This window comes from Desulfovibrio piger, from assembly GCF_951793255.1.
Lineage (GTDB): Bacteria > Desulfobacterota > Desulfovibrionia > Desulfovibrionales > Desulfovibrionaceae > Desulfovibrio.
In genome coordinates this window covers 43,964-69,373 of the sequence record NZ_OX636706.1, presented here as the reverse complement: position 1 = coordinate 69,373, position 25,410 = coordinate 43,964, and the positions used below count along the sequence as shown (strand labels likewise).

Genomic DNA, 25,410 nt, shown 5'->3' with positions numbered 1-25,410 from the left:
TTATCCTATTTTAGCTGCATGTTTGATCGCATCTATTATATACCTCAGATACGGATCATTTTCAAATCTATCTTTTAATTCAATACGTTTATCCTCATTTATTTTAGTTTGATATAAATCTAGATTAAACATAAGTTCCTTTGAAGGGGGAGTATTTTCTTGATTTGAAAAATTTACTACCGACCATTTTAGATTACTAGCTAAACACTGTGCAACAATAGCTTTAGATGTTTTTTTACTTAGTAAACAGTCATGATAAAATTTATAGGCTACTTCATCAGAGGAAAGTCCTGATAATGTACTCTTGAATTCCTCTAATTCCTTTTCAACTTTTTCTATTTTTTTACTTGTCAATGCATATTGTTCGCTGTTTTCTATTTTATTTGCTTGGAAAATAGATTCGTATAGCATATTACTGAGACAACTCAATCCTATTGAATATTCAAATGTCCATCTTGGTGCAATAAATGCCCGAATATTCCCTTTTGTATACTTTCTCTCTTTTTCCATAATTGCTTTTGCTGTCTCAGCAATTCTTATATCAAAAATCCTTTCCTTATACTGAGGCGCAATGTCGCAGTCAGTAATAACTGATACAGGGATAGGAATTGCATCTCCATTAGATCTAAGAAATATATTTGAATACCTAAAAAAACCTACGCTTCCTACTTTTACAATAGATATTCCAAATTTCTCTAAATTGATACCCAATATATCTGCCAAAATAGGAATAAACAAAGCTTCGGCATCACCTTCAACCATGATGATTCCCTTAGCAAAGAAAAAATTGGCTTTTGTTGAGTCTAAAAATCTTTGTAGGAATAAATAATCACCTTTGCTAAGTTGTGTTCGCTCAGGCACTAAATCATAAGCATTTTGATCCTTAATAAGAATAAGATTTTTTACATTTATTTTGGAAGCTAATATCGGACTATGCGTTGAGATGATAATTTGAACACCTAATTCATTATATTTTTTTTGTAAATAATCAATTAATCTAAGCTGCGCTTGCGGATGTAAATGGGCTTCCAGTTCTTCGATGAGAGCTAGTTTCAGGCTACCGTTTATATTTTCTCCTAGCAGTAATAATTCAGCTGCGATAAAAAGAAGATTGTGAGTACCGAGTCCTGGATTAGTTTCTGGTGCAGCTAGAGATAGACTTTCAAGTATTTGCTTCAACCTTGCTGAGGATGTTTCGATGGAAGCCTTGTTATTATCTGAGTCAGAAATAAATTCTCGCAAAGTTTCTCGAAGATTTGATAAGATTGAACAACCGTCTTCATTTAAAAAATATCTTTCAATGTCATTGTTTGCATTCTTTAGAATATCAACTAGCTTATTATCTTCTTTATCAATAAATAGGGGGTGGTTATATAAAATTTGTGAAATCCTAGAATTTTTTCCACTATGCATTTCGCGCTCAGCATCTCGTAGTGGCCTTAGATAAACACATTTAAGTAGTTCTCTAGCTCTGCCATCAAGAAATGGTCCATTTTCAGGATTCCCAGCTCTTAATGAAGAAAAAATTCTATTTCCTTCTTTCCATGCACGAAAATATAAATAAATTTTTACGTTACAGGAGGATGTTTCACTTGACTTGGTAAAGCTTGCATACTCAATGAAATTTTTTGCTTCATCATCGCTTAGATCTTCGATCACACAATTAATGCTTAGTTCTGAAGATCTTGCATTATTTTCGCTGATATGAAAATCATCGTCAGTTACTCTTATGCTTTCAGCACTCTGAGTATTAAAAACAATTTTGATTGCATCGATGATAGCACTTTTCCCAGAATTGTTTTCTCCTATTAATGCATTGAGACCTTTATGAAAATCAACTGTAGTGTCTATATATTTTCTAAAATTCTTCATAGCTATTTTTGATAAAAACATGTATCCTCCTAATTTGTGTAAAGTATATCTAAAATTATAGTTTTATTTTCGCTAAAGAAGCGAAGGCAGTTTCTTCTCAATTTTCATTGTTTCTAGACTCACCGTAATCACACTCAGGAGCAAGTCGAGGATATACCTTGGCTTACCCTGTTCTTGTGCCCAGTCGTTAGGATCGTTGGTAATGCCGCTGGCTTTGTCGGTCTTGATCTGATAGCGCTCCATAACCCACTCGATGGCGGATCGACCATTGACCACGTAATCGTAGGCTTCCAGAGGGATGTTGGTCAGCTTGATCCAGGGGTTGAACTCGATGACAGATTTATCTTTCTTGTCAGGGAAGCGCATCTTCTCCACATGGAAATTGCCGTGCTCAGCTCCTTCGACAACTACTTCTCCACATGCGGGCTGAGTCTCATAGTTGAGGTGCAGGTCTGCCAGAGTTCTTCCTGCCTTGCTGAATGCCCAGAAATCCGCAGGTTTCTCCACCAGGGGGATACGAGGCAGCATCTTTTTCAGATCCGCAGCAAAGGCTTTCCGGTAGTCAGGGGAGTGCAGCAAGCCATAGACGTAGTAGAAGATGTCTTCCTTGGTCACTTTGGGGCCATAGCTTTCCCGGCAGCGTTCCAGAATGAAGTTGGTGATGCCATCCTTACGCGTGTATTCCTCATTACCAGTGTCAAAAAGCGTCGGCTGATAAGCAGAGCGTTTTTCATAGTAATAGAGAGGGAAGCATTGTGCTCCGATATTTTGAAGATGAAAATCTGGAATCATATTTGTAGCAATCGGTAGTGATTTATTCCAATCACCCCCTATGCCTGGAATACAAATAAGTAAATTTTTAATATTTTTTTCAGGAAATAGCAGAGGTATTTTGTAAAGCATTTCATTGAAATCTGCTGAAAAATAAGTATGCACTCTACAAAATGGCCGGTACAAAGAAACATTTAGACATTCAACTTTGAATTTTTTTCGCACTCCTTTTATAAAATCTTTTTGTATAGCTCGAGACCAGCTAATTTTTTGGGGATTTAGAGCAGAGCTATCGCTTCCGGAGCTAACCATATCGTTATAGAAACTTATTGTTTCCTGCATATTTACTGATAATTTTTCTCTCGAAAAATTATAACACCAGCTATCTCTACTCGTTAATAATCCGCCAGAATATACTGAAAATATGGTATTTTTACTTTTGTCTTTATCGCCAAGCGCTATAAATGAGCTAAATAAATCGTTACGCTGATTGAGCCAGTCCCCATGAGTATTGGGGTGGAGCTGTGTCCATTCCATGCTGGAATCAAGGATGCTGCGCTTTTGGGCGATGATGGCAAGTTTCTCTTCCCGGCTCAGGTAGTCACCGATGTCATGGTACTGGATAACTGCTTTACCCTGATGGCCAGGCTTTTTGACAAGGACAGTGATGGCAATGGGAGTCCGGCTACCAGAGCCAAAGATTTTTCCACCTTCCCGTCGAGAAGTCTCTCCGCTCGTCCTTTGGTTCCCACGCAGATTGAAGACATAAACAGCACTGAATTCATCTTCCAGGCATTTGCGGAAACCGTCCATCGCATTGCCATCCAGCCATCCTGCATTTGTGACAAATGCGACTATTCCTCCGGTTTTTGCGTCAATTCTATCTGAAGCAAAGCGAAATGCCTTAATATATGTGTCATAGACACTTTTGCTGAGCTTTGCTTTAGAATTTAATACATATGTATCAGCAATACGCTTTTCAAGTTTTTTGTATGACTGATTTTTTGCATCGTCATTTTCGGATTTCTGGCCCACAGAATATGGAGGGTTGCCGATGATGACTTGGATGGGAGATTTTTGCTGTGCCTGTACGCGTTCAGAATTTTGCTGTAGAGCAGGCGTATAGAGCCGATTGGTATCGTCTGTTTCTCCCAGCTGGAAAGTATCCGTCAGGCAGATGCCATTGAACGGAGTGTAGGCAGTGTTTTCCCCCTGAGTAGCGTGGTAGGCGTTCTCGATGTTGATAGAGGCGATATAATAGGCCAGCAGGACTATCTCGTTAGCATGGAGTTCGTGTTTGTATTTGCGAGGCAATGCTTCCGGAGTGATGAGACCGCTTTCGATCATGCGAGCAATGAAAGTTCCTGTTCCGGTAAAGGGATCAAGGATATGCACGTTCTCATCGGAAAGGGAACGACCGAATACCGCCTGCAAAACATCCGCTACAGAACGGTTGATAAAATCCACGATCTCCACCGGAGTGTAGACGATGCCCAATTTTTCCACGGTCAAAGGGAAGGCGGTGCGGAAAAATTTGTCGTACAGCTCAACGATGATACGCTGTCTGCCCTCAGCGTTATCGATCCCGGCAACGCGCATCTTCACGGATTCGTAAAAGCGTGACAGGACAACGGTATCCTTTTCCAGAGCCTGTTCTTCCAGCAGATCGATCATTCCCTGCAAGGCACGAGAAACCGGATTGTTCTGGACAAAGGAATAGTTCTCGAACAGAGCTTCGAAGACTGGTTTGGTTATCAGATGCTGGGCCAACATCTCCACCACTTCCCCCGGAGTGACAGAGGGATTGATGTTTTTGCGCAAGCCGGAAAGGAACTCGTCAAAAGCATCTTTGTGAGGACCAGGAACCGCAATCAGACGATTGATGCGCTCGATATAGCCCTGTGCGATCTTGGCGACATCCGCTGCCCACTGCTCCCAATAGCGTTTGTTCCCTACCTTTTGCACCATGCGGGCATAGATGGCATTTTTCAGCTCTTCCAGCTGCGGTATAGGCAAGGGAAGCTGGGCTGGAGGCCGTTTCCCATCCCCTTTGTGTCCGATATCGCTTTCATCCTGATCAGATTGTGAAGAATCTCCACCGATGGAACCAATCAAGACACTACCACCCCCAGCAGGTTTGTGGCGGTTCAAATCTATCTTGTTGACCGTGGCACTGAAACGGTCATCATGAGCACGCAAAGCGTTCAATACCGTCCAGACAACAGCAAAGCGTTTGTTGTCGTTGAGGGCTTCTTCCGGGCTCACATTGGAAGGAATCAGGACAGGGATGATGATGTAGCCAAACTTTTTTCCGGGTGCGGTACGCATTACACGCCCCACAGATTGCACCACATCGATCTGGGAGTTTCTGGCAGACAAAAAGAGAACGGCATCCAGGGAAGGTACGTCCACCCCTTCGGAAAGACAGCGCACATTCGTCAGAATACGGCACTCATTGCCATCCGAAGGAGATGCGTTGAGCCAGGACAATTTTTCGTCACGAGTCGTCGCAGGCATGGTTCCATCCACATGCTGTGCTGCCACACCCACCATCTCATCCCGTTCCGCCTGGGTCAGACTATCATAATAGCTGTCCTTGAAATCATTGAAGACGGCACTGATCTTTTTGGAAATCTTGATGTTCTGGCAGAAAGCGACAGCTTTGCGCATGGGGGAGGGATCGGATGTTTTCAGCAGCCCCTCGTCAATGAGCATCCGCTTGGAGAGAGCATTGATACACCCGATGAGCTTGCTGGCATCATCTGTATCGATCTCCTTGGTTCTATCGGCTACAGCAGCTTGCAGGGCAGCGGGAATCTGGTTTTCACTCAGCGTCAGTACCAGTACCTTGTAGTCAGCCAAAAGGTTTTTATCCACCGCCTCACCAAAGCCGATACGGAAAACTTCCTGCCCGTACATGGCTTCATCATCCATCGAGCAGAGATAGGCATCCGCCTCCTGGGCTTTCTTCTTGCTGGTTTCCGCATACAGACGTGGAGTAGCCGTCATGTACATGCGCTTTTTGGCATGGATGAAGGCATTATCGTGAACTTTGACGAAGGCGGACTCTTCTTCATCCTTCAGGGTAACACCCGTTGTGCGATGTGCTTCATCACAGATGATGAGATCGAACTCCCGCTGAAACTCCTTCTGGGCACGAGCTATGACGGCAATGGACTGGTAGGTGGAAAAAACGACGGTCAATCCATCCGTATGGAATTTCTCTGCCAAGCGCAGCTGACGAACGATTTCATCCACATCGGTAGAGGCAGGGAATGCTAAATCCGTGACGCTGTATCCATCATGCTCATCATCGGCCTTGGTCTTGCTTTTGCTGACTTCAGGATCAGAGCAGATGCAGATGGGGAAAATGGAGCTGCTGGCTTCCGCTGTCCATTCACGCAGGGTTTGTCCCACCAGAGCAATGGAAGGAGCCAGAAAGAGGACGAGACCTTTCCCTCCGGTTTGGTTTTCCGCGATCTTCAGAGAGGTGTAGGTTTTACCTGTACCGCATGCCATGATCAGTTTGCCACGATCGTTGCTCTGGAAATGCTCATGGAATGCTGTGATTGCAGCCTGCTGATGCGGTCGAGGCGTTTTTTTGCTCTGCCTTGCCTGAGCACCACTGATTCCTTTCTCCAGCACAGACCAATCCACAGGAGCACTCTCAAGATCAGCAAGACTAATTCGCTGAACAGGGGGGTCCTGGTACCTGATGGCATTTTCTGCCTCACTCCCCCATTTGTTGGTCGTGGAAATCCAGAGACGCAGAGCAAAGGAAGTCGTTTGCAGCTGGTCGTTGACGAACTGCTTGCTGGATGTTGCCAGAAAACTGTCCACAGCAGGTTTGTCGATTCGAGCTTTTTCGTCATAGCACTTGCATTGGATAGCCCAGAAGTCACCTTCCACCGTTTGGGCCACCAGATCGATGCCGGTATCCTTGCCACCCAGGTTGTTCTTGTAGGGGAACTCTTTCCAGAGCCAGACATGCTGGAACTTGCCTTCATACCAGGGAACAGTTTGCAGAAAAGCCTGCATTAGGCGTTCAAAGCGATCCCCCTTATCCCGTTCGGAAAAAGAGATGTTGCGGAACTTGGCAAGAATATCACGAAAGGTCATGGCGTTCTCCTGGAGAAAATAGCGGTATGATTTTATCCGTGAACGCTTGAAAAGGGAAGGTGTAGACGTTCTTTCTCCTCTTTGGAAATGAGCATTTGGAGTAGACTCTAAATGAACACTATTCAAAAGGGGCAAGTCTGTTCATCTAGGGTTATTTCTGCATTTAATTGACAAATACGTTTAACCTCTATAATCTTATTTGAACAATTTGGAGGCTAAGCATGGAAGGAAAGCAGATCGGCTACATCCGTGTCAGCAGCACAGATCAGAATACAGCCAGACAACTCGATGGTTTTCACTTGGACAAGGTCTTCACCGACAGATGCAGTGGAAAGGACACGTCCAGACCTCAGTTGGTTGCTTGCTTGGACTACCTCCGTGATGGGGATACGCTGCATGTGCACAGCATCGACAGACTCGCTCGCAATCTTCAGGATCTTCTGCGAATCATCGAGAGCTTGAACCAGCGGGATGTTTCTGTCTCCTTCCACAAGGAAGGACTCACCTTTTCAGCAGGCAAAGCGGAAGACCCCTTCCAGAAGCTCCAGCTCCAAATCATCGGCGCAGTCGCCCAGTTTGAACGAGCCATGATCCGAGAACGGCAGCGAGAAGGGATTGCCATTGCCAAAGCCGCAGGGAAGTACAAAGGACGCAAACCATCCTTCACACCAGAACAGGCAGAGCTAGCTCGCAAGATGGTCGCTGATGGGCAGAGCAAAACGGAAATCGCAGCTCACTTTGGGGTAAGCAGGACTACCCTCTACAAGGTGCTTCAAGACAAGCAAACATAAAGCAAGACACCGGGATGAGGCCTCATCCCGGTGTCTTGCTTTATGTCGTTCCTGGCAAATTCTTAAGCTACTTTGGTAGGAGTCTTTGTGAGATCACCCTGCCCAGCAAGAAGTCCCTCCACAGAGATATCCTCATTCAAGTGGTCCCAGTGAATCCCGAAAGCGCTTAACTCGTACTGTTCCCGTTCTATTTTTGTCGCATTAAGCAGGCGAGGAAACCAAGCAAGTGGAACGCCAATCACCCTGGCATCATTCAAACCGACCCACATGGAATCCTCATCGAACCAAACTGTTTTAGGCGAAATAGTCATGGTAGGCTCCCTTCAGGATCTCTCGTTTTTCCTGGACGAGCTTGCAAATTTTGCGCAGCTCCTGTGCTGAAAATCCTGCATTGAGCATCACAGCATAGGGTTCCACAAGAGAAATTTTGGCTTCGCCATTCTGGCTTCTTAGAGGATGTCCGGCATGTTTTTTGATTTTAAAAGGTGTGGTAATCTCGTCCCATGAAACAAACAGATTTTCGTGATGTGCCTGATGAGCTGTGGGAACGTATCGAGCCTCTCCTTGCCCCGTTCAAACGAAAAAGAAGCGGCGGCAGCAAACCGCTTGCGCAGCGCACGGTTCTGGCAGGAATCCTCTACAAATGCCGGACAGGATGCCAATGGGCCATGCTTCCCGCCTGCTATGGATCAAAAAGCACTGTCCACGAGCACTTCCAGCGATGGAACAAAGCTGGCATCATGGCGGAGATTTTTCGCATCCTTCTTGCTGAATATGGGGAAAAGGTCGGCGTCGACGCCCAATGGCAGGCTATGGACGGCACCTTGCTGCAAGCCCCGACGCGCTCTCAAAAAATCAGCGACTGAGGGCCTTGGACGCAACCCGACGGACAGGGGCCGAAGCGGCGGCAAGATACATCTCCATGTGGATGGTCAGGGTATTCCTCTGGGAGTGACAGTCACAGGTGCCAATGTTCATGACAGCCGCCTGATAGAAGCGACGCTGAAGAACTCCCGGGAAATGGGCGGCTGGTTTCTGGGGTCTGCCGTACGCCATCTCTGTCTGGACAAGGGCTATGACTACCCGCGAGTCAGCGAAGAAGTCTACGTAAACGGATTTGAGGAGCATATCCGCAGCCGGGGGGAAGAAGTTCGGGACCGCTGGAGGACTCCTGCCCGCCGTTGGGTAGTAGAGCGGACATTCGCCTGGTTGAAGGGTTTTCGGAGCTTGCGTACTCGCTACTGTTGTTACCTCGTCAATTTTATGGGGCTACTTTACCTTGCTTTGGCCTGTATCCTTTGGAGAAAACTGGTATAGCAAGATGTATGCCGGACATTCTCTTACATGGATATGCGGAGCTTTTGTCGGATTTCCCTCATTCGAATAGAAGAAAAATCGATATGCCCCTATATTTAAAATAACTGGCATTCTTTCTCCTGTTTTGGTAAGGATACCGACTTTTTCTCTGGTCGTCCACTACCTGCTCCCCAAAAGGATTAAAGAGAGAGAGAGAATAGCTTCCTTTTTCATTATAGGAGAAACTCATTTTTGTATTTTATCTATAAAAATGTCATGCGGGATAGGATAATTTATACTTCAAAGCATTGCTAATTGACTGTTCTTAGCATATATTTATTGAAATTTTTGATATAAAAAAGGAGGCAAAAATGGCACTGGAAGATAAGGATATTTTTGCAGCGATTTTTGCTAAACACAGCAATCAACCTATCGAATTTGTCATGGCTGAGTATGAGAAAGCCAAGCTGCTCAACATGGAGATCGAGAAACGTCTCCTGGAACAGCCTGAGTTTGTAGTCTCCCCTGTCCAGCCCGTAGCTGCTCCTGTCAAGCAAGTGGCGCTGATCCCCGAAATTGAGAAAAAGCCTGCTCCCCAGAAGAAGCAGTATACGAAGGATGATTTGAAGTTCGATCCTGCTACGGCCATTACGGAGAAAAGCATCACCTGCTGCCTTTGCGGCAAGCAATCTTTGAGTCTGACGGCTCGTCATCTGGCTCATCATGAACTCAGCGTAGAGGACTACAAAAAACTTTGTGGCTATGAGCCGACACAAAAACTCATGGCTCGGGAATACCTCGCAAAGATGACGGATAATGCCAGACGTGCCCAGGAAGCCAGAGCTGCGAAGCGTATGGAGAAAGAGGGGCAGGAAGGATAAGTTGCTACTAAAAGAGCCCGGCTGGGATGACCAGTCGGGCTCTTTTAGTGATGGATTAGTTTGCCAGTCTTCTGCCAGCCTTGCATGAAAGATATACCTCTGGGCCGTCAGGGCCTTCTTCGACATAGGTGATTTGGTATGTGGCCTCTACCTTACCACCAGCCGAAAGCGAGCCAAAAAACTCAAGAGTTTTTTCTTTTGGGCAGCTGATAAAAACTTGTGCATAGCTTGGTTTCCGAATGGTAAAGCCGACCATCATGCCTTCTTCCTCCATGAAACCAAGATATTCCCCTTGTGTACTTCGGATTGCCAAAATTTGACTGTCAGAATTTTTATGCTGTTTGATTAAATTGACTGCTTTTTCATACATCGTGTCATAGTAATAGCCATCAGCTTTTGCACTGCCATACTGGTCTGGAGATAGGGAGTTGTTATGTTGAATGACATACAAGTCTCCTATTCTCAGATAAACAGCTATGGTATAGGCGTCCTCTATGGTGAATCCTTCTTCCTCCATCAAGGCTTTCGCGCTACTGTCACGTCCAGACTTCAGCCACTGACGCTGGTCATTTAAGATTTGTTTTTTATAAGCACCGTCAAGTTTGCTATAGACTTCTTTCCAAACAGCTGAAAGTTCTTGGTCTGCCTGTTTGAAGTAGGGAACTTTTAATAATTCTTGGTATTCTGTATCAGAAATAGCAAATACTGCTGTGGCGTAAAAGGTAATAATGAATGATGTAATTATAATTCTAGTCAAGCATCTCATTTTATTTCTCCAGGGTTTATTTATATAATTTACGTAACTAATTATTTTATTTGTATATAATTAGTAAACATGCAATGATAGCTAAAATCCCACCAATTACTCCAAATTCTATGATAAAATCAGAAAAAAGAATGTATCCGCCGATAATTGCACCTATGAGTATCGCAATGTTATGCATAGATCTGGCCTCAAATCAAGGAAGCCGTGTCCTATGGACACGGCTTCCTTGATTGTTATTTAAGTATTTTCGCAAATTCTTCACTTGGACACTCTGAGAAGAACGCGGCTATTGGAAGAAGTACATCTTGTCGCCCCCCAGATATCTGTTTTGTGTGACCATCAGTCGTCATATAGGTAATTGCGATAGGTCCAATTGGCGCTGGATTAAAATGATAAAAGTGTTCTTTGAGAACAGCGTATGTAATATCTATTGTTTTGTATTTATTAGCCAAAGGAGGATCATACAAAATAGATATTTGGACCCCTTTGAATTTCTCTCGTTGCCCAAAAGCGCTTATTTCGGAAGCGAATGAATCAAATTCAACATTTTTTGGAGAAGTGCGGTCGATGGCTTCTTCAAATGTAATATCAACATCCATCCCTCTATTTTTTAAGGCTCCTTTTGAAAAATTTACTCCCATTAATCCAGCAAAATTAACCTGATCTTCCGATATGATTTCATATACATGCATATTTTTTACGGCTCTGATTCCATCAGAGCAATACCAATACCAAAAGCCAAAGATTGCTATTACGACCAGAAAGAGGGCTGTTTTTGCCTGTTCCTCATCATTACTGGTTGTAGGTTTGTTTTCTACTGCCATACTATACCTCCTTGGAGCTTTTTTTTGATAGCACTATTTTTTATTGCATAAAATGTCAAGAATTGGTTTTTATGCTGTTTTTGAAGCTCGCGCTTTCCCTTATTTTTGTACGCAAAAATGGAGGGATACGTGGCTGGGACGAAAAAGCAGCGACTCGCGGTCATAGTAGGTGCGAACATTACCGCACGACGAAAACTGCTGGGATGGAATCAGGCGGCCTTTGCCGAGCGTTTGGGGATGGGAGCAGATTCGCTTTCCAGAATCGAACGTGGCCTTGTCGCTCCTCGCTTTCAACGGTTGGAAGAGATCGCTGAAATCCTGGAATGTTCTGTCGCCGAGCTGTTTATGACCCAGGAAGATCTGGAGAAATACCGGATCAGCTTTTCGTCCCCGAAGCAGGAAGAACTGCCGACCGTCACCAGGAGTGAAATCATTTTCCTTGCGGAAAAGATCATCCAGCGTTTGAAATAAAGAAATCGAAAAATTTCAAATATATATTATCAAAAAGAAATACATGCGGCCTCGGAGGATTCATCTTCCGGGGCTTCTTTTTTTCCGTAGGGAGGTCTCATGCTGGAATACTGTTCTGCTGAAATATCGGAACTGGCCAAGGCTCTTATCGCGGTACAGCGCGAATTGTTGCCTGCGGCCAGAGATGGCACCAATCCTTTCACCCGAAGCAATTACGCCACGCTCAACTCGGTCATGGAGGCTTGCCGTGATGTCCTCCTCGCACATGGTATCTGGATGACTCAGCTTCCTGTTCCTGCACCTGTGGAACTTGGTCCGGGACATATCGGTTTACTGACGAAACTCACACATGCGGAATCCGGTCAGTGGCAAAGCTCATTGGCAGTCGTTCCTCTGCCAAAAGCTGATCCGCAGGGGATGGGCAGCGCCATTACCTATGCCAGACGGTATGCTCTGACAGCCATGCTGGGCATAATCACAGAGGAGGATGACGATGGAGAAGCCGCAAAAATGCAACCTAAAACATCTGGACGCGTGAAACAGCCTAGAAACGGGGCTCAGGTGCAAAAAGGCTTTCAGGATAGGCGAACCACAGGCGGATAAAAAATCAGGCACCTCAAAACGGCAATATGGATCTTTTGCTGATCTCCCCCAGCTGGATGGCGTGAGCTACCAGATAGTCAGCACACAGGATGGAAGGGAGTGCATCGTGGCTACAGGAGATACCCAGACTCGCAGTGAGATACTTTCGGGTGCTGGTTTTCGTTGGAACGCACAGCGCAAGTTCTGGTGGAAATATGCCGGAACTGCCTAACCTGAAGGAGAGGACATGACACCCTCATCTCTTGTACGAGAGAAAGCCCTGCTGGAAGTGATCCGGCAGGGCTTTCTCGTTTCTTCACGTTCCCAGACGCATGCCATGCTTGGAGATCGTACCTCATATGTCGGTATGAGCGATGTGGGCAAGTATCTGGAATGTCCCCGGGCTGCGGTGGCTTCCAGGATCTTTCCTGAGCCGGAAAACCTTGATCGCCTGCTTCCTCTGCAACGTGGTCACTGGTTTGAACAGGGTATCGGGGAAGGATTATCTGCGCTTGGCCTGCGTGTTCTCCCTCAGCTGGAGATCGACTGGATATATAAGGATACACCCATCCGGGCACATCTGGATTTCACCTTGGTATGGGATTCCCCTAGGAAGGCGGTTCGTATTCTGGAGGTAAAAAGTACGGAAAACATTCCTACAGAACCATACCCATCACATCTGATCCAGGTCAAAGGTCAAACGAGTCTTCTGGCTGCCTTGTGGCATCACCCTGTTTTTTCCGTGAGGAACACTTCCGGGGAACAGATATGCCATGCCCGAACCTTTCCGGAGATATGCAAGCTGCAATGGGGACTGATCATACCGGATACCCCTACGGAAATCGATCTGGAAGGCTGGTTGCTCTACCTGTCCATGAAAGACTGTCGGGCATTTGGCCCATTTGTTTCGGAAAAAGGGACTCTGGAAGTTGTAGGCAAAACAGCTGAACAATTCTGGCAGGAGACCTGTTCATGCAGACAACAGCAACGTGAACTGGATGCTCTCCGTTATGCCAGGGGATTCCATCTTCTGTGCGCTACCTGCTCATTCAATGAGGGATGTCCCAAATTCCGTCAGGGGGATTTTCAACCGCAATGGGAACCTGCTGTGACCAGACTTGAACAGCTCAAGGAAGAACGTTCCACCCTGGATATCCGTATCAAGGAAATCGAAAGCGCTCTCAAACAGGCGCATCAACTCGCATCCACTACGGATTGGATAAGTACAGGACAGCATCGTTTTCGTCTGGGTATGTCATCTGGCCGACGTACTTTGGATCGCAAGGGATTGGCACAGGAATTGGCGCATATCTTCCATGAGGAAGGTCTTGATCATATCGATGTGGATGCATTGTTCCAGCGGCATGAGCAGGAAGGAAAGCCTGTTGCCCGTTTGTCCATCACCCCCATCCACTAACCCCCTCATCCTGTAAGGAGACATCATGGGATACTACTCTGAAGTTGGCCTCACCATTTCTGCCGCAGGCTACAAGCAGCTCACTGGAAAACTGACAACGCTGGAAGATTCGGAACTGCGCACAGTTGTCGAAAACCTGTTGGCGCATGCGGATACCCACTACACGAGCAAAGAAGGCGATCAGCTCTGGTTCTGGAACTGGACCAAGTGGTACAGCACGTTTCCCGAGATCAACTGGCTGCAAGCACAGCTCAACGAACTCGATGCCCAGGACTTCTACTTCATTCGGATTGGAGAGGAATTCGATGATGTGGAGACAGATGGTAGCTGGTGCGAGAATCCTTTTGAGATGGAGGTGTCCCGTGGCATCTCCATGAGAGAAGCTATTGAAGAGTAGGGGAGGTATCTTGCCTGTGACGCACTCTTACGTCACAATCTCCTAAGGAATCTTCAAACAGCCATGATGGCAACAGGAGTTTGACATGCCTCTGACGTTGGAAGAACTTGTTGAAACTGCTGTGGAAAATCAGCATGTTATCCTGCAAAAAGAACTCGAGAAGGGAATACCGCTGAACTATATCGACCAGGATGGGCACTATGTTCTGCGTTATCCTGACGGGCGCATAGAAAAAACGTCATTGCCTGTCCCGGAAAAAATGGAGCAGTAAATGCCACGGCTCTTGTGTATTTGTGGCCCCAATGGTGCTGGCAAAAGCACGTTCACAAGAACTGTCGCTCTCAGGGAAAATCTGTTGGTGATTGATCCTGACAAACTGGCGGCAGATGGATTATCGCCTATGGCGGCAGGCAAGGCTGCTGTACGTATGGCGCGTGTATTTTTACAGGAGGGGGTTTCCTTTGCCAGGGAGTCAACCCTGACGGCTCACTTTGACTTTACCCTGATGGCAGAAGCTCGACAACGAGGCTATCAGATTGAGCTGGTGTATATTCGTTTGTCCAGTCCTGAATTGGCTTTGCAGCGTGTAGCAGCTCGTGTTGCCCGTGGAGGCCATGACGTTCCTGCTCAAGATGTTATCCGTCGTTATGCCAGAAGTCTTGAAAATCTGCCACGTGCCATGCAATTGGCTGACAAGGTGACCATTTTGGATAACTCTTTCGGTAACTACATTCCCCTTTAGTAACCAGATACAACGAAAAAGGCCCCTGATTCCTCAACGGATCAGGGGCCTTTTTGTATTTCAAGGAGATGGCGATGCAAACCATATCTGACGAATTGAGCCGGCTTCAGGTCATCGAACTGGATGCTGGTCAGATTTTTAGCGGCAATCCTTCCGGTACTCCCATCAAGGGATATGCCACCCCCTCTCTGTATACCCCCAGGTTGGACCCCAATTACCTGTTCCATGAATCCAGCAGGGACATCATCGTCTGGCTGCTTTCCCCGGAGGAACCCCTGTACATCTTTGGTCCTTCCGGTTGTGGGAAAACATCGTGTGTCAAACAACTGGCTGCACGCTTGAACTATCCCCTGTTCGAAGTGACGGGACACGGCAGGCTGGAGTTCGCTGATCTCACAGGACATTTGACCGTGCATGAAGGGAGCATGTCCTACGAATACGGACCACTTGCGCTTGCTATGCGTTACGGAGGCATCTGTCTGATCAATGAGCTGGATATGGCTTCACCGGAAGTCGCAGCAGGACTGCATGGTATCCTGGACGGTTCTCCTCTGTGTATCCCGGAAAATGGTGGGGAACTCATCATCCCTCATCCCATGTTCCGATTCGTGGCTACAGCCAATACCAATGGCGCAGGGGATGACACCGGTCTTTACCAGGGAACTCAGCGGCAGAATCTGGCTTTCACGGATCGATTCATCCTTTGCGAGATGGGCTACCCTGATCCCTCTGTGGAAAAGAAGCTCTTGCGGGATCGCTATCCGGCGTTGCCCGTATCCTTGTGTGAAACGATGGTGGACTATGCCAATGAAGTCCGCAGGTTGTTCATGAGCGAGATGAGTGGAAGCACACTGAGCGGCAGCATCGAAATCACGTTCTCCACGCGCAGTCTTTTGCGCTGGGGCGCTTTGACCTTGCGTTTTCAGCCACTGGCGAAACAGGGAATCCAGCCGGTGACATATGCTTTGGATAGAGCTCTTGCCTACAGGGCTTCACATGAGACCAGAGCTATGTTGCATGAACTGGCTCAACGCATGTTTCCGCATCTGACAGGGAGTGGAAACGATCTGCTCATGGGAGAGGAAGCTCTCGGGTTCGTAAAGCTGCATTGTCAGCGGAGTAGTGCTGTTCCCTATCCCCGTATCTTCCTGCGCAAGGAATACGTACTGGATGGGCAAACTCTGACCAAGGATTGGGTAGGCGATGCTGGTGCTGAAGGACTGACCATTACCTGGGGACATACTGGACAAAGCGGACAGCAGCATTTCGTTCCCGTGGATACCTGCAAAGACAAAAGCCCCATACTGGAACTGACATCCCGAGCCGCCAAAAAGTTGCGTGAAGGGTATGCCCTCATCAAAACCAAAAGCTCCATTTAGGAGGATCATATGACCCAGATCATTTCCGATATCCGCATCCTGGAAAATCTGCTGGCTCTGAACCTGGATATCAGTCTCTGGTCAGCTCGGAAAAAAATGACCGTGGAAGACTTCGGTGGCGCTGAACTCCCTCCCGAAGACCTGGCTTCTTTGGGTTCCAAGCGTATCGCCGATCCCAGTTCGTTGAAGATCTTCTCCACCTTGAAAGCCCGTGCTTTCAGTTTTCTGGACAGGCATGGAGTACGTTTCATGTCTGGTTGGGCTATCCCGGAAGAGAAAGCTGGTGCCATCATTCAGGAACTGGTGGCCATCCGAGACGAATTCCTGCGGGAAAAAGAAGCATTCCTGGCGGATTATGATGAATCCGTCAAAACCTGGATAGACAAGCATTCCCAGTGGTCGGAAATCATCCGCAATTCCACGGTAAGTCCTGAATATGTTCGGGCTCGCATGGACTTTCGCTGGCAGCTGTACAAGGTATCCCCCCTGGAGCAGTATCCTGATGAAAAGGCAGTTCTGGAATCTGGTCTGGCGGAAGAAGTGGAAGGGCTCGGTAACACTCTTTTCGATGATCTGTCCCGGACTGCAAAGGATATCTGGAAGCGTGTTTATGAGGGAAGGACAGAAGTGACTCACAAGGCCCTGTCTCCTTTGCGCACTCTCCAATCCAAACTGGTAGGACTCAGCTTTGTGGAACCTCATGTGAGCCCTGTGGCTGATATCATCCAGTCCGCTCTGGATAGAATGCCCAAAAGAGGGAATATCACAGGAAGCGATCTGATCCTCCTGCAAGGTCTTGTCTGTCTTCTCAAGGACAGTCATGCGCTCATCCTCCATGCCCAGAAAGTCATCGAAGGAAATTCGACCGGTTCCGTTCTGGATGCGTTGCTCAAAAAGGATGAAAGCGTTCAGCCGGATGAGGACAATCCTTTCGGGACTGCTGAGTTGCCTGTGTTGCCGGAAGTCGTTTCCGCACCGATACTTCCTGAGATTCCCAGCATGGGGTTGTGGTAATGCAGCTGCGAGAGAAAGATATCCTGGGCTGTTTGCCTCTTCTGGCTTCCGTACTTGGGAATACCTACGGTGTGCATGTGCATATTGGTGGGTCTGATGCCTGTACGGATGGGAACATGATCCAGTTACCATCATTGCCCGTAGACTGTGGGGAAGAGCTGCTGCTTCTGGTCAGGGGCTTTATCGACCATGAATCCGCCCATATCCGGTATACGGATTTCAAGGCATTCAAGGAGGCTGCTCTGGATGCGGTGACGAAAAATCTGTTCAATGCCATCGAAGACTGGAGGGTGGAAAACAGACTGGCTGCGGTATTCCCGGGATGCAGGCATAATTTCCACGAGCTGATACGCCGGTTCTTCGTGGAAGATGCGACCAGAGAAAGGGCGGGGAAAAGATCCCTCGCTCTTTCTGTTTTGAACTATGTGCTGCTGACAGTGCGTTCCTGGGATGTCCCTGAAGTGTCACAACCGCTGGAAGAGGAAACAACCTCTCTGGATACTCACTTCCCCGGTATGCGACAGTCTCTGGATCTCATCCTTGCACAAATCAGGCAGGAATGCCCAGATACGTCCAGTGCCATCCATTATGCCCGCCAGTTGGCACATTGCCTCAAGTCCTGGAAATCCCCGTCACAGGAGGAACAACACCAGGAGAGTGGAACCCAGACGGAAAATACCTCCACATCGGAAAAAGGCAGCGAAGCAAGCACACCCGAGGATTCAACTCATGGGACATCATCTGCGGAAAACTCATGCTCACAGGCAGAGGAAACAGGACAGGATATTCTTTCTGGTATCCCGTCAATCGTGGACACTTTGCCAGTAGACATGGGGAATTGGCTGGGGAAGCAACTGGAAGTACATGCAGCGGGAGAGTCTGGAAGAAAGGTCGAGATGGCTGTGGAAGGTTTCTGTGAGGTGCATCTGTTACCGGATCAGGACAGGGAAAAAGCTGTGCGCATGGCAACGGCTCTGAAAGCCAGAATGCTGGGTCTGCTTCAGGCACACACTCTGCGTCATGCTATTTCCGGCAGGCAGGGTAAACTGGAGACAGGAAAGCTGTACCGACTGAGTACGGGAAGCCCCAGGATTTTCCAGAAAAGGACCAGCGTACACAAACTTGATACCGCAGTGCATATCCTTCTGGACAGCAGTGGGAGTATGCACGGTGAATCCATCAAACTGGCAGTACAAGCCTGCTATGCTGTGGGGAAGGCATTGGAACATCTGTCCGGTATATCCCTTGAGATCACTTCTTTTCCAGCCTACAGAGAGGGGAAGATCGGTGTGTTCCCCTTGGTCAGGCATGGGCAGAAAATGACTGACAGGATGCAGATGCAGGCTCATGGAGGAACTCCTCTGGCGGAAGCTCTTTGGTGGGTCATGCGCCAGATGCTCATACTCAGGGAAACCAGAAAGGTCGTGCTGATCCTGACAGATGGTGTTCCTGATGACGTGACCCAATGTTTGCAGGCACTGGAAGCACTGAGGAAGACTGGTGTGGAGGTTTACGGCATAGGCATGAAATTCGACTGTATTTCAAGTCTCTTGCCGGATACCAGCAGCAGGGTCATCTCCAGATTCGAAGAACTTTCACCAGCCCTTTTCGAAGTGCTGCAACATGCTTTGCTCAGGGAGACGCGTTATGACTGAGGAAGTGAAATCTATCTCCGCAACAGGATGGGTCCTCATCGCCGTTGCGGTGCTGAGAGCTATCAAAGTCATCATGGACGAATGCAAGGATAGCGACTAATAATAGTAAAAGCGTTATCGTATACAGGATTCCTCTGGAAGCAACACTTCCAGAGGAATCCTGTATGTCGATTTGCTGTTGGATTTTCTTGCTACACATCAGAAGTACATCTAAAAAGAACATCCAGTTGGGTCATAGTATGGGTTAAAAAGAGTTTGTCCTGCTGGGCGCCCACGTTTTCCTGTCCCCGTAAATTCAGACAAGCCTTCGTAGAGATACTTCTGTGATACAAGATAGTAAATTGCTATACTAACATCCGCCGCCTTGAACCTGTGTCGAAGAGCCTGCTTCAGTACAGTCTCAGACACATTTGAGAAATTTTTTTCAAGGATAAACTGCATGATGGCTCGACAGCATTCCACGTGTACGTCGCCGTAATCCTTGATCGTCCAGCGCAAAACATGACTCAGAAAAACTTCGGTCATATGGAGAGCAGTTTGCATCAGGGGAGCCGGAATGGGGTACTCGTAGTTCACGGGATATTCGGCCAAGTAGAGACAGCCAGCAAGGCGGAGTGCATGCTGCGGCATACGTGCTACAAATTCCCTCACCCGGTACAGGGGGGATGCGCTCTTAGCCTGTGCCGTCCAGTTTTGACAGTTTTCCCTCAGAAGATCTTCGGCATCCTTGGAGACTGGAATGGTGCGGTGTCCGCTCGGATTTTGCTTACAAAAATTTGAGGCATTGAGCAGACTCAAGAGCTTTTCGCGCAATTTGCCAAGGGTATTTTCATCCATAGGGCGGGGATGTACTCTAGGGCACCACATATCCTGATAGTAATAAGGAAGTGTCCGTGCCATAAGTCCGCTCTCCAGAAAATCTGGTGTATTGATAAAGTCGCGGAAAAATTCTGGTTGAGTCATCACGAGGTCGACTACAAAAGGGTCTTCAATGACTCCACTTGGAGCTGTCATACGGTGACGACTTATCCTCTCTCCAGACCAGGATTTCGTCATCAGCCTCATAGCTTTTTTAGGCAGCAGTACCCCGTCGCTTTCCAGCCGTATAGCTATGCCATGATCAATCAGGTGTTGGCTAAGGGCTGCTTCTGTGGCATCACTAAGCAAAAGGTGTGGTATGGAGTGCTCTGCAACTTTTTGATTCTTCAGTCGATAGATTTCTTCCAGTACAGTCTGTTCACCAGTCTTGGCATATTTTTTCCCAAGGACCTTGATACGCTCGTCTATAAGACTGTTTGCGAAATTTCGATTTTGATTCTCAGTGGTGATGACTTCATGCGCGCTGTGTTCCCAGTCGGAAAAAATTTTTAACGAATCCTCGAGGGCACGGCTTTTTCCTATACCAGAATCAGCTCCGACTGCTATGAAAAGGCTCAACGAGTTAGTGGTGCCATCGGACAAAACGACACGTGAGTAACCGCAATCCGCTGCCGCGATAGAGGGAAGAAATCCTAGAAGAGCCAAGTCAAATGGAATTGCCTTCGCCGTGGCGATTTCGCTGACCACCATAGCGGTGAAGGAGGGGAGTGTAACGTTGCTCAGAGGCTGGACATTTTGGTAACCGGGAAAGTTATCACGAAAAAAGCGAAGCGCCTGAAATCGAGGAGGTTCCGAGAGAGTAGGGTACATAGTCACCTCTGTAGTGAGGGAGGGAGAATATCTCCCTCCTTTTTTCCTTAAGCTGTGGTGATCTCCGGAGAGGTCGAGTCCCTGGAAAGAGCTTCCAAGATCATGCCGCTCTCACGTGGCTCATATTTTACAAGGACTCCTGACTTTCCATTGGGCAGAGCGTCCCGCATCTTTTTAGGTAAATCGTCCCAGAAAATGCAGTCGTACCCAGGAATTTTCCGGGGGGCCTCCTCTTCAAAGGCCTTTAGACTATGTTTGGCAAGCTGTGCTGGTGAGAGCCCCATCCGTTGAGCAATTTCCAGAGCATGCAGACCATCAGCCCAGTGACGGAGAAATTCCTTGTGCCGAGCTAAGAATTTTTGCGCAGGACTTCCTGACTTTGTATTCATACTGGTTCTCCTTACTGATTAGTGTTTTTCGCCGGAATGACGAGCGCCTCAATTTCTGTGCGAATCCAGAAGCTAAACCGAGTTCCCACTCGATGAGGCTCAGGGATATGGCCTTTGCGCACCCATGCCCAGACTGTAGATTTTGAGCAACCAAGGATGTTTGCCACCTCTCCGACACGAATCCGTTGACTTAACGACATTGCCAATTCCTCCTGCTTTTAACGACTCCTTGTGAGCAGAGAGTAAGAAGCTTAACGGTGGTGGTCAATTAAAAATGCAGTAATTTCAAATAGCTATGAGACAGTTTTTCGTAGAAGAAAAGTGTCGCATGTCAAAAATAAGTGATTTGGTGTGATTTTTGCTTTAAGGATAAGCCTTGCTGTATGGAACGAGATTTCGCGACATATGAGAGCGAAGGTGAGTCAGTTCTCTGGTTACCCCTCTCATGCCAGAACTGATGTAGTGACAACTAGCTTCTTTCTGGCGGCCCAATTTTTATATGCCCCAAAGACCGGAGTGGAGAAATGAATCCTGCTTCCCATCTATCAGCATTTGTTGTCAGCAACGCTGATATTCCATAGATAAAAGGTGGGGATAGGCTTTTCCGCTAGTAATAAAAAAGTCATGGAATGATAGCACGCAGCTATCATTCCATGACTTTTAAAATATGTTGCTATTGGAATGTTTATGACATTGGGCGTAGTGTCCTATTTTCTATACTTTCGCACGTAGCTGAAACGTATCTATGGTATTTTCGAATTGTAGAATCAGACATATCTTCATTTATTTCTTTATGGATATGCTGAAAATTTTCACGTATAGATGCATTCTTTTCGTAGATATGAATCCTATCCCACAAATATAAGGCATTTGCTCTTGTTTTGCAGTTATTTTTTTCATTTCTTTTCGAATCTGTATTAATATATTCACAAAATGTTTTTGCTTCTAGCTCAGAATACTTCATTTTCAAATCTGCTTTATGGGCAAACAACGTAAGAATGACTTGATTGCGGACGTGATTTGCAACTTCGATTGAGTCAAAGTTTTGTCCGTGAAAGTCAATCGAGATATTTATTTCCCTTTTGCTAGGGATAAATTGACAATGGATATAGTCTTCGTACTTGTCGTCTATAGGTATCTCTTTGACTAAGAAGAAAAAATGTGGAAGTTCTTGAATTGTATAATTACTGGATATAATCATCTTCATATCTGTTAGGTTGAATAATTCAGATATATAGAGATGATAGTCGTCTACTATATTTTTGAATATGATAAATGCATGTCTATATCCAAGGAGTCTCATTATGTAATTGGTCACAGCTGCTATAGTACACGATGAGCGTGAGGGAAACTGTGACAGTGATGCATTGTATATTATTCGTTCATATTCAAATATGCTATGTTCTTCCTTGGAAAACTCCAATATGTATTCCTGTTCAGTCTCAGTAGCATTTCTTTTCAGGTCTTCTTCAGTAGGTTTACTCAATGAGCATATAACTTTATCTAGTATAATTTTGTGTAAAATTTGTATATATTCATAAGGGTTTTTTGCTTTTATGGCATAGATGCTCTTATCTAATTCATAGTTATACCGAAATGCCCCAATCATTCCTGGATTTCGCAAAAACATTTTCAAAACATCTGATAATACATCTTCCTCATTGTCATATATTTTATATTCGTACTTTTTTGATTTTCCAATACATATTTTACTGTATGTACCATTGTTGTCTTTTTTTACATTGCAATCTAAAAAGAATTTTCGTTTTGCGTACTCAGAAATAAAGAAAATTCGAGTCTTATCTTCTTCTTTTGTAAAATCGTATAAATCGTATTTAAAACTATTTATATATTCGCTGCCGAATGGACGCATTTCTACTATAGTAGATTGATCAACAAGACTAAAATCTCTATACTGACTAAAGGTATGAGTGCCATCTTTTGCTGGCCGACAATATTTTATATTCATAGAATCTCTCCATCAGGAAAACAGCATTTCTGAAGATAAATCCAATTGAGGAATATCTTGATCTAATCGGAGAGCATCCAGTAAGTCTGCCCACCATTGGAAGGAGTATCGCATTAATTCGCGGTATTGCGCTCTGTTATACGCCTGTTCGACAGATGATCCAGATGAGTGCGCTAGTCCGCGTTCAACAATTTTGTCAGGAAGGCCGTATTCACGAGCAAGAGAGCCCCAAACTTTTCTCCAACCGTGAATACACATTTTCCCTTTAGGAATACCAGCTCTGTGCATTGCATTGTTGATACCTTCAACGCTAAGATGTCCTAATTTCCCTCCAGATGGAAATACACGATTATTGATTCGAAAATCCTGTAAATTCTGTAGTATGGCACGAGATTGGCTTGAGAGAGGGATAATGAAATCTCTTCTTTGTCCGATTGCCCCTTTCATATTCTCCGCTGGAATTCTCCATATCGCTTCTTCAAGATTTATATCTTCCCATTTTGCCATAAGCATAGAAGATGCTCGTAGAGGAATAAGTGGAAATAATTGGAGTGCTGCACCAGTATACGGTGAGCATCGACCAGCATTAACGAACTTATCTATTTTACGAAGCATTTCTGCAACTCCATCTCTATCTGTTATTGCAGAAAATCCTTCAAAATTTACATCCTTTTTAGGCTTAGGAAACAGAACTGTTAAATCTTCTGCAATATTATATTTGTGATAGCCATTGATTTTGGCGAAACGACATATCTGGCAAATGATCGTAGCGACTCTGTTTGCCATCTCTCGATGTTCACTTTTTGCAGGGATAAAGCATACGGATTTCAAATCTGAAAAATCGAGGCTAGAGTAAGGTTTTTTTCCTATATATGGAAGGATATGTTTCTCTAATCTGCCTATTGTGGACTTTATTGTTTTGTCATCTTTGTCATTTTTCCAGAAGTTAAGCCACTCTTCTGAAATCATCCCAAATGTTCTTCCTTCTTCTTCAACCTTTTTTAGAGCTGCTTTCTTTTCTGCAACAGTGTCAATACCTGATTTAAGTGCCTTTTTTTCTTTATTTCTTAGCAGGCGTGCTTCAGCAAGAGAGACTTTTTCATCGCCTAGGACTCGCCTCTTGGCTACGCCATTTAAGCGACCACGCATAAACCAGGTTCCCTTGTTTTTTTCGGTGATGCTCAGGTAGAGCCCTCCACCGTCATTAAGTTGGACGGGAATACCCTTTCTGAGAGCTGCTTCGACCTGTTTGGCTGTGAGAAGGTTCTCGATGCGTGCCATGTGCTTTCTCCACGCGAGTAAAAAATTGTGCACCTTGCTATGGTGGCCTTTTTATGAAGGTACACATATTTTAGCACAACTTCCTCGCTACGGGTACCCACCAAGGTGCACAACAATATACTACGCTGGACGTACAGAGGATAAAAAAAGAAGTTCTTTCAGGTGATTACGCACCTAAAAGGACTTCTGAAAATTTTTTTCTGGCGGAGAGGGTGGGATTCGAACCCACGTACCGGCTATTAACCGATAACTCGATTTCGAGTCGAGCGCGTTACGGCCAACTTCGCTACCTCTCCGCTCTTTGGAGCTGTGCATGCACAGCAAGGCCGAAGGCATTATTTAGTCTGTTTCGGCGAAAAAAGCAATAAGTTTTCTTGCAGCCCGGACGGCATCAGGCCTCGTCCGTTTTGACCTCGGGCAGCCAGTGCGCCAGCACGGTCTCTCGGTGGGCGTCCAGCAGCTCCAGTACGGGCTTGGGCACCAGAAAATCCACGTTCAGGCCGTGCAGCCAGCGGTGGCGGATGCGCGAGGCACTGACCGAGATCCACGGCAGGGGCACGAAGTGGACCTGCCCGCCGCCGGGCAGGCGCATGCGGCGGCTCCCGGGCAGGACAGGCTCGCACGGCCGGGCACCGGGCCACATGCTTTCCGTGGCGGCAAGAAAGTTCTTTTCCGAGCCCTCACCGCGCGGCACCACCACCAGCTGGCAGAGCTCGGGCAGTTCCAGCCCCCGGTGCCAGTGGGGCAGCAGGGCATAGTCCGGGTTGCCGAGGATGAAGAACAGGGGCCGTTCCGGTGTTTCTTCACGACAGGCCTGCAAGGTGTCCCAGGTATAGGAAAGACCGGGACGTCCGGCTTCCATGCGATTGCACGAAAGGCCGGGCAGGCCGTCCAGACAGGCTTCCACCATGGCGGCACGCAGGTCGAAGGGCAGCAGGCCGCTCACCACCTTGTGCGGCGGTGCGGCGCAGGGCATCAGCTCCACGCTGTCGGCCAGGGGGCGCAAGGTCTCCGCCATTTCGATGGCCAGACGCAGATGCCCCACATGCGGCGGGTTGAAACTGCCGCCGAACAGGGCCCGGCCCGCTGCGCGCTTCCCGTCCAT

General features: G+C 46.6%; 26 protein-coding genes and 1 tRNA gene. 13 read left to right on the top strand and 14 right to left on the bottom strand.

The features are described 5' to 3' along the window. Both Q4I12_RS00350 and Q4I12_RS00345 read right to left on the bottom strand, forming a co-directional pair. A complete protein-coding gene (locus tag Q4I12_RS00350; RefSeq protein ID WP_302259939.1) occupies positions 1-1,893 on the bottom strand; it encodes an ATP-dependent nuclease in 1,893 nt (630 codons plus the stop codon). A 51-nt stretch (positions 1,894-1,944) separates the two neighbouring features. Beyond that, positions 1,945-6,762, bottom strand: coding sequence for a DEAD/DEAH box helicase (locus Q4I12_RS00345; protein WP_302259938.1), 4,818 nt, complete (start codon positions 6,760-6,762; stop codon positions 1,945-1,947). A gap of 221 nt (positions 6,763-6,983) precedes the next feature. Here Q4I12_RS00345 and Q4I12_RS00340 point away from each other — a divergent pair, with 221 nt between their 5' ends. Next, a complete protein-coding gene (locus Q4I12_RS00340; protein ID WP_302259937.1) occupies positions 6,984-7,553 on the top strand; it encodes a recombinase family protein in 570 nt (189 codons plus the stop codon). Positions 7,554-7,615: 62 nt separating this feature from the next. Here the strand turns inward: Q4I12_RS00340 and Q4I12_RS00335 are convergent, their stop codons facing one another. Continuing rightward, positions 7,616-7,864 (bottom strand): DUF2442 domain-containing protein, encoded by a 249-nt coding sequence (locus tag Q4I12_RS00335; protein WP_302259936.1) that lies wholly within the window; start codon positions 7,862-7,864, stop codon positions 7,616-7,618. Beyond that, positions 7,848-8,030, bottom strand: coding sequence for a DUF4160 domain-containing protein (locus Q4I12_RS14030; protein WP_496559785.1), 183 nt, complete (start codon positions 8,028-8,030; stop codon positions 7,848-7,850). The genes Q4I12_RS00335 and Q4I12_RS14030 overlap by 17 nt, the downstream gene beginning before the upstream one ends. Positions 8,031-8,056: 26 nt before the next feature. Here Q4I12_RS14030 and Q4I12_RS00330 point away from each other — a divergent pair, with 26 nt between their 5' ends. Beyond that, a complete protein-coding gene (locus Q4I12_RS00330) occupies positions 8,057-8,419 on the top strand; it encodes a transposase (protein WP_302259935.1) in 363 nt (120 codons plus the stop codon). Beyond that, on the top strand, positions 8,328-8,870 hold the full coding sequence (locus tag Q4I12_RS13900) for an IS5 family transposase (protein ID WP_367891464.1): 543 nt from the start codon (positions 8,328-8,330) through the stop codon (positions 8,868-8,870). The genes Q4I12_RS00330 and Q4I12_RS13900 overlap by 92 nt, the downstream gene beginning before the upstream one ends. Here the strand turns inward: Q4I12_RS13900 and Q4I12_RS00325 are convergent. Continuing rightward, positions 8,823-8,981, bottom strand: a complete 159-nt coding sequence (locus tag Q4I12_RS00325) for a DUF4160 domain-containing protein (RefSeq protein ID WP_302259934.1) — start codon at positions 8,979-8,981, stop codon at positions 8,823-8,825. The two genes, Q4I12_RS13900 and Q4I12_RS00325, sit on opposite strands and share 48 nt — an antisense overlap. A gap of 239 nt (positions 8,982-9,220) precedes the next feature. Between Q4I12_RS00325 and Q4I12_RS00320 the strand changes: the two genes are divergently transcribed. Next, positions 9,221-9,730 (top strand): MucR family transcriptional regulator, encoded by a 510-nt coding sequence (locus tag Q4I12_RS00320; protein ID WP_302259932.1) that lies wholly within the window; start codon positions 9,221-9,223, stop codon positions 9,728-9,730. Between the two features lie 55 nt (positions 9,731-9,785). Here the strand turns inward: Q4I12_RS00320 and Q4I12_RS00315 are convergent, their stop codons facing one another. Continuing rightward, positions 9,786-10,496, bottom strand: coding sequence for a lysozyme inhibitor LprI family protein (locus Q4I12_RS00315; RefSeq protein WP_302259930.1), 711 nt, complete (start codon positions 10,494-10,496; stop codon positions 9,786-9,788). Positions 10,497-10,729: 233 nt separating this feature from the next. After that, positions 10,730-11,320, bottom strand: a complete 591-nt coding sequence (locus Q4I12_RS00310) for a hypothetical protein (RefSeq protein WP_302259928.1) — start codon at positions 11,318-11,320, stop codon at positions 10,730-10,732. A 129-nt stretch (positions 11,321-11,449) separates the two neighbouring features. Here Q4I12_RS00310 and Q4I12_RS00305 point away from each other — a divergent pair, with 129 nt between their 5' ends. The 9 genes from Q4I12_RS00305 (at position 11,450) to Q4I12_RS00265 (ending at position 18,977) form a co-directional block, all read left to right on the top strand. Beyond that, the gene (locus Q4I12_RS00305) at positions 11,450-11,791 is read left to right on the top strand and encodes a helix-turn-helix domain-containing protein (RefSeq protein ID WP_168935602.1); all 342 of its coding nucleotides are present in this window, start codon (positions 11,450-11,452) and stop codon (positions 11,789-11,791) included. A 99-nt stretch (positions 11,792-11,890) separates the two neighbouring features. Beyond that, complete coding sequence (locus tag Q4I12_RS00300; RefSeq protein WP_302259926.1) at positions 11,891-12,394, top strand: ERF family protein; 504 nt, start codon at positions 11,891-11,893, stop codon at positions 12,392-12,394. A gap of 226 nt (positions 12,395-12,620) precedes the next feature. Continuing rightward, on the top strand, positions 12,621-13,790 hold the full coding sequence (locus Q4I12_RS00295) for a hypothetical protein (RefSeq protein WP_302259924.1): 1,170 nt from the start codon (positions 12,621-12,623) through the stop codon (positions 13,788-13,790). 25 nt (positions 13,791-13,815) lie between these two features. Next, a complete protein-coding gene (locus Q4I12_RS00290) occupies positions 13,816-14,187 on the top strand; it encodes a hypothetical protein (RefSeq protein WP_302259923.1) in 372 nt (123 codons plus the stop codon). An 85-nt stretch (positions 14,188-14,272) separates the two neighbouring features. Continuing rightward, the gene (locus Q4I12_RS00285) at positions 14,273-14,458 is read left to right on the top strand and encodes a hypothetical protein (RefSeq protein WP_302259922.1); all 186 of its coding nucleotides are present in this window, start codon (positions 14,273-14,275) and stop codon (positions 14,456-14,458) included. Continuing rightward, a complete protein-coding gene (locus Q4I12_RS00280; RefSeq protein ID WP_302259920.1) occupies positions 14,459-14,929 on the top strand; it encodes an ATPase in 471 nt (156 codons plus the stop codon). A 74-nt stretch (positions 14,930-15,003) separates the two neighbouring features. Further along, positions 15,004-16,308: an AAA family ATPase gene (locus tag Q4I12_RS00275; RefSeq protein ID WP_437438850.1), complete on the top strand. Its 1,305-nt coding sequence runs from the start codon at positions 15,004-15,006 to the stop codon at positions 16,306-16,308. 9 nt (positions 16,309-16,317) lie between these two features. Further along, on the top strand, positions 16,318-17,322 hold the full coding sequence (locus Q4I12_RS00270; protein WP_302259918.1) for a DUF3150 domain-containing protein: 1,005 nt from the start codon (positions 16,318-16,320) through the stop codon (positions 17,320-17,322). Then, positions 17,322-18,977: a cobaltochelatase CobT-related protein gene (locus Q4I12_RS00265; RefSeq protein ID WP_302259916.1), complete on the top strand. Its 1,656-nt coding sequence runs from the start codon at positions 17,322-17,324 to the stop codon at positions 18,975-18,977. Before Q4I12_RS00270 ends, Q4I12_RS00265 begins: the two co-directional genes overlap by 1 nt. 210 nt (positions 18,978-19,187) lie before the next feature. On the opposite strand, the gene Q4I12_RS00260 is transcribed toward Q4I12_RS00265, so the two are convergent. The 7 genes from Q4I12_RS00260 to nadD form a co-directional block, all read right to left on the bottom strand. Then, positions 19,188-20,666: a DUF3987 domain-containing protein gene (locus Q4I12_RS00260; protein WP_302259915.1), complete on the bottom strand. Its 1,479-nt coding sequence runs from the start codon at positions 20,664-20,666 to the stop codon at positions 19,188-19,190. 47 nt (positions 20,667-20,713) lie between these two features. Beyond that, the gene (locus Q4I12_RS00255) at positions 20,714-21,055 is read right to left on the bottom strand and encodes a hypothetical protein (RefSeq protein WP_302259914.1); all 342 of its coding nucleotides are present in this window, start codon (positions 21,053-21,055) and stop codon (positions 20,714-20,716) included. An 11-nt stretch (positions 21,056-21,066) separates the two neighbouring features. Next, the gene (locus tag Q4I12_RS13895) at positions 21,067-21,255 is read right to left on the bottom strand and encodes a helix-turn-helix transcriptional regulator (RefSeq protein WP_367891463.1); all 189 of its coding nucleotides are present in this window, start codon (positions 21,253-21,255) and stop codon (positions 21,067-21,069) included. 485 nt (positions 21,256-21,740) lie between these two features. After that, positions 21,741-23,024 (bottom strand): hypothetical protein, encoded by a 1,284-nt coding sequence (locus tag Q4I12_RS00250; protein ID WP_302259912.1) that lies wholly within the window; start codon positions 23,022-23,024, stop codon positions 21,741-21,743. A gap of 12 nt (positions 23,025-23,036) precedes the next feature. Beyond that, on the bottom strand, positions 23,037-24,305 hold the full coding sequence (locus Q4I12_RS00245) for a tyrosine-type recombinase/integrase (RefSeq protein ID WP_302259911.1): 1,269 nt from the start codon (positions 24,303-24,305) through the stop codon (positions 23,037-23,039). 201 nt (positions 24,306-24,506) lie between these two features. Then, positions 24,507-24,601, bottom strand: a tRNA-Ser gene (locus Q4I12_RS00240). A gap of 95 nt (positions 24,602-24,696) precedes the next feature. Then, positions 24,697-25,410 (bottom strand): nicotinate (nicotinamide) nucleotide adenylyltransferase, encoded by a 714-nt coding sequence (gene nadD / locus Q4I12_RS00235; protein ID WP_302259909.1) that lies wholly within the window; start codon positions 25,408-25,410, stop codon positions 24,697-24,699.